Below are 7,229 nucleotides of genomic sequence, written 5' to 3' on the forward strand. Positions count from 1 at the left end.
TCGATATAAAAGGGTACAAGAAGATGCAACTCAGATGGCTTTTTTTCATGGTTGGTTAGCACGTGATTATAGTTTGTGGGGTTACGTGGAAAAGTTGAAAGATAATTAGGTATCTCCAGAAAAGAGGGAGTAGGAAGTAGGGAGTAGGGAGTAGGGAGTAGAGGGAAAGAATAAATGTTTTCTGCCCGATAATTGATTTGATTTTTTATTTTTGAAAATGTCTATTAGAGTTTAGTTATATCATGTCCGGATAAGAGCGTGATAAAAAAAAGTTCCATATTCAACCATTACCAAATCTTCCCACACTTCCCACACTTCCCACACTCCCCACACTCCCCACCCTCCTTCCTCGTTATTTATAACTATTCAACCGGACATGATATTATTGCTCTGCTGATTAAATCTCAAAGTATTTACAGCTAAAGGTTTTAGCCATTTTAAGTGGTGAAAAAGTATCATTTTTTCGGTTAAAAGAGCTGCATAAAGTGAGGACTTTGGGATAACTAGGGCAGAAAAATCAAGGAAAAATTATTTATCCTACCATCCCTGTCTTCCCACACTTTGCTTTTTTCAGCAAACCCTAATTATATCATGTCCGCTAGTATCCTTTGCGTAAACCCAAGGGTGAATATCTACAAGGAAATTTACAGCAGTTTCGGAGTTAGTGAGGTACAGAGTTTGCTCACTCTAGTAAATATGAAAAAGAGATTATTTTTAAACTGTACCTCACCATCCTAAAAAGTGCTGTAAGTTGTTTCGGGGTTAATACCCTTAATTCTCAAATTTCTAATTTCTCAAATTTCTAATTTCTCAAATTTCTAATTTCTCAAATTTCTAATTTCTAAATTCTATTTAGCAGCATCTGGCAAGACAAAACGCTTTTCTCCAGTTTCAGTTATTTCCACTTTCCCACCAAGTTTGATAATTTCTTGTTGAGCGCGTTCCTGTACCCTTGAGTCTCTTGTTTGATAATATACCCATAACCAGGCGTTAAACTTGATTAATTTACTATCTGGATCTGTCTTGAGAAATTCTGCCGTGTTTCTAAATAGAGAGCTGAACTCCTGGTATGATGTATTATCAGTCCATTCTGCTGCCATTTCGTGAGAACGAATTGCGCCCGGAATATCACCTGCTAATAATAATTGATCCATCCCTTTAAATCTCCATACTTGCCAAGCTTTCGGATCTATTTCTGGGGAAAGTACATTGGTGCCACGAGTCATATATTCTATAGCTACTTTGGGTTTAGCTTCATATATAGATAAGGAGTTGGAAAGGAATAGGTATATATCAACCCATCTAGGATCTAAGCGGGTGATGATATCAAAGTAATCTTCACTCAGGGAAAAACCTGTTTCATTTCTAGCAGCGTCATCTCCAAAATATTGGAGAAATTGCAGAAATACCCAATCTGCAATCAAATTATCAAATCCAAAAGTGGGAGATGCTTTCAATAGGTTGAGTTGTAAAGCTTTTTTTTGTTCGGCTAAAACTGCATCTGTTGAGTCTAAAACGACTTTCTCTTTTAAGGGTGAATCTTCTGGTGGCCAGAATACTTGTAAACTGATGATACCTACTAAAGCTGTTATGGGAACTGCTAGATTTACTAATGAACCTAGCAAATTTGGGGTTTTGGTTTTGGTTTCTAACATCTCTTTCCTTTAAGTAAATTTCATAGTTAGTAAAAGTATAGCGTTACGCGCTAGGGAATAGGGAATAGGAGAAAAAAGTTCAGTAGGGTGCGTTAGCGCCAGCGTAACGCACCGAAACATTCTAGATTTAGTGGTGCGTTATATCAAATCCGCTTGCCACACTGAGAATAAGGTTCTATTATCAGTATTGGCAAAAACTCCAAGTTTGGTAGGGGTTTGGTTACCAAACCCCTACAATATTGAATTGTACCGATACTATCGGATTTGATATTACACTTCCAGGACTTACGCAAAATTACAAATCATACACCATTTGTAGGGGCGAATGGCATTCGCCCTCTACTAGATATGATGGTTCTGCGTAAGTCCGAACTTCGTTAACGCACCCTACTGGACTGGGATGTTGGGGGTTGAAAAGATTTCGTCATATTATTAATAAATTGAAATTACCTGAATCTGAGTAACTCGGTGCATGGGTTTACTTGTTTTTTCTGTTGTTATTAATTGATCAGAATTTACAGAAATAGCAGCAGCAACGTGAAGAGCATCTATTGCTCCTAAACCAAAATCAGAAGCTAATTTTTGTGCAGATTCTACAATTTTTTCTAGTTCGTTTGCCCAGATAGTACAACCTGCAAAAAAAGTTTCATAAAAATCAACTTCTGCTGGTTGTTTATTATAGATAGCTTTGGGTAATACTTCTAACTTTACAAACAAGCTAGTAGCATATTCTCGTTGGGGATCATCAAGAATTTTTGTTGCTTTTATTCTTGTGGGGGTTATGCCTCTAAATGCTGCAATAAGCACGCCAGAATCTATGTAAGTTTTGGTAAAATTCAATGCCTTTCTCTCCGACTTTCTGATATCTCTTCATTTATTTCATCCAAAGTTAGTAATTTAGATTGCTTGGTTAGCGATCGAGAACTAATTTCCCATAATTTTTTCCCCATCTCTGTTTGAGGTTGATAAATATTTTCCTGGTTAATATCGTGATTTTGTCGATAAAGTTGTTCGACTAAATCTAATACTTCTTGCTGTTTTTCTAATGGCAAAGTCCGCCATTTATTGAGTAAAATTTGTTCCTTATTCATTTGTGTTTTGATATCTATTATTTCCGTTAAGAGCTAGTAGGGTGGGTTTTGCTAACGCAAAGCTCCGCTTTTTATGTCGCGCAGCGAAAACGGCTGTTGCCGACATGAAAAGCGCCAGCGTAACCCACCGAAACATTATAGATTGGGCGGTGCGTTAACGAAGTGTAACGCACCCTACAAGATTACTTCTAACTTCTGACTTCTAACTTCTGACTTCACCCCTCCCCCCGACGCCAAACTTTGATGACTAAATCTCCTCCTAGACTCACCATCGTGTTGCCGTCTTCGCTAAAGATGACTTGTTCGATGGAACCGGAATGAGCAGGGAGGGTTTCTAATAGTTTGTCGGTGGCAGCGTCGATAATCTCCAGATTCCATGTTTCCCTGATTTCGTCGTAATTTGGTTTGACGAGAAGAGAGCGATCGGGACTGGTTACGGGAAATTCGCGATTTGCAGGTAGGCGGTTTCCAGCGTGAGGATACCACAGTTTGATGATGCCACCATGATCGGCACTAGCCAGGAGTTGCCCGTTGGTACTAAAGGCGACAGAATTGACAGGATTTGAATGCCCGTTTAAGGTATGCAGCAATTCTTTAGTGTTGGGATCCCACAGTTTGATGGTATTGTTAGCAAGGCCACCAGCCAGGAGTTGCCCGTCGGCACTAAAGGCGACAGACCGGATGCTATCGAAAGCAATTAGGCTCTGCAGCGATTCTCCGGTGTGGGGGTTCCATAGTTGGACGATGCTGGAATTAAACTTTCCACGGTCTTCACTGTTTATACTACAGTAGCCACTAGCCAGGAGTTGCCCATCGGCACTAAAGGCGACGGAACTGACACTAGCTGACTTTTCTAGGGTACGCAACAATTCTCCGGTGTGGGAACCCCATATTTTGATAGTCTTGTCATAACTGCCACTAGCCAGGAGTTCCCTGTCGGCACTGAAAGCGACAGAGAAGACTAAATCTGAATGCCCTCTTAGAGTACGCAGTAATTCGCCGGTGTGGGGATGCCATATTTTGATAGTCTTGTCACTACTGCCACTAGCCAGGAGTTCCCCGTCGGCGCTGAAAGCGACAGAGAAGACCGCATCTGAATGACCTTTTAGAGTATGCAGTAATTCGCCGGTGTGGGGATGCCATAATTTGATGTTATTCTCCCAACTGCCACTAGCCAGGAGTTGCCCGTCAGGACTAAAGGCGACGGAACTGACAGTATGTGGACTTATTAGAGTACGCAGTAATTCTCCCGTATGGGGATGCCACAGTTTGAGGGTGTTGTCATTACCGCCACTGGCCAGGAGATCTCCGTCGGGACTAAAGGCGAGGGAGAAAGCGCATAGACCACATACACTTAGAGTAGTATGCGTCATTGGTAAATTGCGCCACATATCGAAATTACTGCGATAGAACACCTGCCAATCTTCACTTAAACCCTTGAAACGTAACGAATCAAATGCTCCAATCAATTTCCCTGTCTGCAAATTCCAAACCTTCGTTATTTTCCCATCACCCCTTTCCCCAGCCAACTTATTCTCATCAACATTAATAGCAACCAACCTATATAAATCGTCAGAAAACCCCGTAAAACTCAGAGTACACTTCCAACTAACAGCCTCTCCCCTCTCAAACTCCGCTTCGTAAGCATCTCGCTGCCGTTGCTGCACCTCCTGCAACATCTCAATATATTCCCTCACCAACTCCTGGGGAAACCATTCCCGCGCAAACTCCTCCTCCAACTCAAACAAACGGGGTTCGTAACTCGCCGTCGCATCAAGATTGAGATAATACAAATCCACAACAAACGCCGCCAACAACTTATGAACCATCACAATAATCTGCCGAATAATCCGCAAACTCTTCTTTTCATCAAAACCCGCCTCCTCTAGCTTTTCCTGCGCCTGTTCCCAATCCCACGCCTGCATCGGCAACAAAGAAACATGATCATCGTGCAATCCCCAATGCCCCAGATGGAAATTCACCTCATAATCGCTAATCTGGCAGTAAAGCACCACCGTCGGCACTGGTGCTAACAACTTCTGTAACTGCTTCACCCGAAGATCGGAAATCGGTTCCTTAAAATAATCCCCGTAAAACTCCACGGGGCAAGGAGAAAAATTTTCCGTCTCTGGATTAAAAGGATAATTTTTATGCAGAAACTCCTTTAACTTGCTCTGGATTTCCATTTTTAAGTTGTTGTGAAAAGACTGGGGGCAATCTTCGCTGATATCGGGAGGCGATGCCAGTACCAACAACCGATATTGCTGCTGCCCCTTGCGCAAAATATCCTCCGTTTCCTGGCGACTCAATTTCGAGAACCAATTTTCCAAATCCCAAATCGTTTCAATTTCCGTCAGTTGCACCTTAATTGTCTCAGCGTGCAACTCCCGCATCAAATCCAGTTGCAGGCGAGCAAGTTCGCGCCGATCCTGTAACTCTTCATCCTTGATAGCGAGGGCACGTTCTTGGAGTTGTGCTTGAAGTGCAGCGATATTAGCTTGTAGTTCTAACCCTTCCTCTTGGAGTTGGAGGGCGCGTTCTCCTCGTTGTGCTTCACCTGCGGCAATATCAGCTTGGAGTTGCAATTCACTTTGTTTGAGTTGGAGGGCGCGTTCCTCTCGTTCTGCTTTACCTTCAGCGATATTAGCTTGTAGTCCCAATTCATCTTGCTTGAGTTGGAGAGCGCGTTCTCCTCGTTGCGCTTGATCTCCAGCAATATAAGCTTGTAAGTGCTGTTGTTCTGCTTGCAGCTTTTCTAACCGTGCCTCCCTCTCCTCTCGTCGCTTGAGATATTGAGATTGTGCTTGTATCCATTGTGCCTGTTCCTTAGTTTGCTGCACAATAGCAGTCGAATTAGACGATTCCTTTTTTTTCGATTCGCTCCATTGCTTGGCCTTTGCCTCTGCCCAGCCTTTAGCCACTCCGTTCGCAGTACCTTGGAAAGCCGTCTGAATAAGCTGACTAACAGCATGAATTATTCCTTGTACGGGCATAGAATTTAACCTCTTTTTTAAAGTAGCAGTATTTTTAGTATATTGCAGTTATACTATCATAACAAGATTATTGATTGGTAGACCAAAAAATAGGGACGTTTCACTGCGTGACATGAAACGCATTTTTGTTATGCAACGTCCCTACAGGTTATCATTATAATATTTGAGCAAATAATAACTATGCCAAATCTAACAACAAAAGACCTAGAAAAATTAACAACCGAACACCCAGATCATCAAATGGAATTAGTAGGAGGAGAAATCATCGTTATGAGTCCGTCAGGTTTAGAATCAGATGAAGTAGCAGCAATGATTATTCACCTATTATTAAACTGGGTGCGACCTCGAAAACTAGGCAGAATAACAGCTTCCAGTGCAGGTTTTCGTTTACCAAATGCAGATGCAGATGTCCGCGCTCCAGATGCTGCTTTTATTCGGAGCGATCGCTTACCTCAAACCACAGAAAATTATGCCGATATCGTACCGGACTTAATTTTTGAAGTCAAATCTAAAACTGATTCTGTAACCAAACTCCGAGAGAAAATTCAACAGTTTCTAACTTATGGCACCACTGTCGGAGTATTAGTAGATCCCCGCACTCGCACAATGGAAGTTTATCGCCCGAATCACGAAAAAGTTGTGCTTAGAGATGGAGATGTTTTACAAGTTCCAGAATTGTTACCAGGGTGGGAATTGCCTGTAGTTGAGGTCTGGGCACCAGAATTTTAAGATAGCACTCGCCTTCTTGCTCATGTACGGGAGCAAGATGCTCCCACTATCCAACAAATGACATAATATTTATATTAGGACTTAGACATGAGGAACGCAATGTTGACGTTTGAGATTGCTTTCCTAACGGACTGCTCCGCAAACGCTATCCCTCGCAATAACATATTTCTGTTATTTTGTGTAAGTTATGATAATATTTATATTGAGAAATAATTAATAACCATGCCAAATCTAACAACAAAAGACCTAGAAAAATTAACAACCGAACACCCAGATCATCAAATGGAATTAGTAGCAGGAGAAATCATCGTTATGAGTCCGTCAGGTTTAGAATCAGATGAAGTAGCAGCAATGATTATTCACCTATTATTAAACTGGGTGCGACCTCGAAAACTAGGCAGAATAACAGCTTCCAGTGCAGGTTTTCGTTTACCAAATGCAGATGCAGATGTCCGCGCTCCAGATGCTGCTTTTATTCGGAGCGATCGCTTACCTCAAACCACAGAAAATTATGCCGATATCGTACCGGACTTAATTTTTGAAGTCAAATCTAAAACTGATTCTGTAACCAAACTCCGAGAGAAAATTCAACAGTTTCTAACTTATGGCACCACTGTCGGAGTATTAGTAGATCCCCGCACTCGCACAATGGAAGTTTATCGCCCGAATCACGAAAAAGTTGTGCTTAGAGATGGAGATGTTTTACAAGTTCCAGAATTGTTACCAGGGTGGGAATTGCCTGTAGTTGAGGTCTGGGCACC

6 protein-coding genes are annotated in these 7,229 nt (G+C 41.8%); 2 read left to right on the top strand and 4 right to left on the bottom strand.

Features of this window, described 5'->3' with window-relative positions; genetic code table 11:
- Window positions 1–848 precede the first annotated feature (848 nt).
- The 4 genes from F6K40_RS30480 to F6K40_RS30495 all read right to left on the bottom strand — a co-directional run bounded on the left by F6K40_RS30480 (window position 849) and on the right by F6K40_RS30495 (window position 5,739).
- Window positions 849–1,655 (bottom strand): hypothetical protein, encoded by an 807-nt coding sequence (locus F6K40_RS30480; RefSeq protein ID WP_293141358.1) that lies wholly within the window; start codon window positions 1,653–1,655, stop codon window positions 849–851.
- Between the two features lie 432 nt (window positions 1,656–2,087).
- Complete coding sequence (locus F6K40_RS30485; protein WP_293141360.1) at window positions 2,088–2,495, bottom strand: type II toxin-antitoxin system VapC family toxin; 408 nt, start codon at window positions 2,493–2,495, stop codon at window positions 2,088–2,090.
- Window positions 2,492–2,746 (bottom strand): hypothetical protein, encoded by a 255-nt coding sequence (locus F6K40_RS30490; protein WP_293141362.1) that lies wholly within the window; start codon window positions 2,744–2,746, stop codon window positions 2,492–2,494. The genes F6K40_RS30485 and F6K40_RS30490 overlap by 4 nt, the downstream gene beginning before the upstream one ends.
- A 215-nt stretch (window positions 2,747–2,961) precedes the next feature.
- Window positions 2,962–5,739: a WD40 repeat domain-containing protein gene (locus F6K40_RS30495; RefSeq protein WP_293141363.1), complete on the bottom strand. Its 2,778-nt coding sequence runs from the start codon at window positions 5,737–5,739 to the stop codon at window positions 2,962–2,964.
- A 180-nt stretch (window positions 5,740–5,919) separates the two neighbouring features.
- On the opposite strand from F6K40_RS30495, the gene F6K40_RS30500 reads away from it, so the two are divergent.
- Together F6K40_RS30500 and F6K40_RS30505 are read left to right on the top strand one after the other, a co-directional pair.
- The gene (locus F6K40_RS30500; RefSeq protein ID WP_293141364.1) at window positions 5,920–6,468 is read left to right on the top strand and encodes a Uma2 family endonuclease; all 549 of its coding nucleotides are present in this window, start codon (window positions 5,920–5,922) and stop codon (window positions 6,466–6,468) included.
- 222 nt (window positions 6,469–6,690) lie between these two features.
- On the top strand, window positions 6,691–7,229 hold a 539-nt coding region (locus tag F6K40_RS30505), incomplete at its 3' end, for a Uma2 family endonuclease (RefSeq protein WP_293141366.1).

Source organism: Okeania sp. SIO3I5, from assembly GCF_010672085.1.
Lineage (GTDB): Bacteria > Cyanobacteriota > Cyanobacteriia > Cyanobacteriales > Microcoleaceae > Trichodesmium.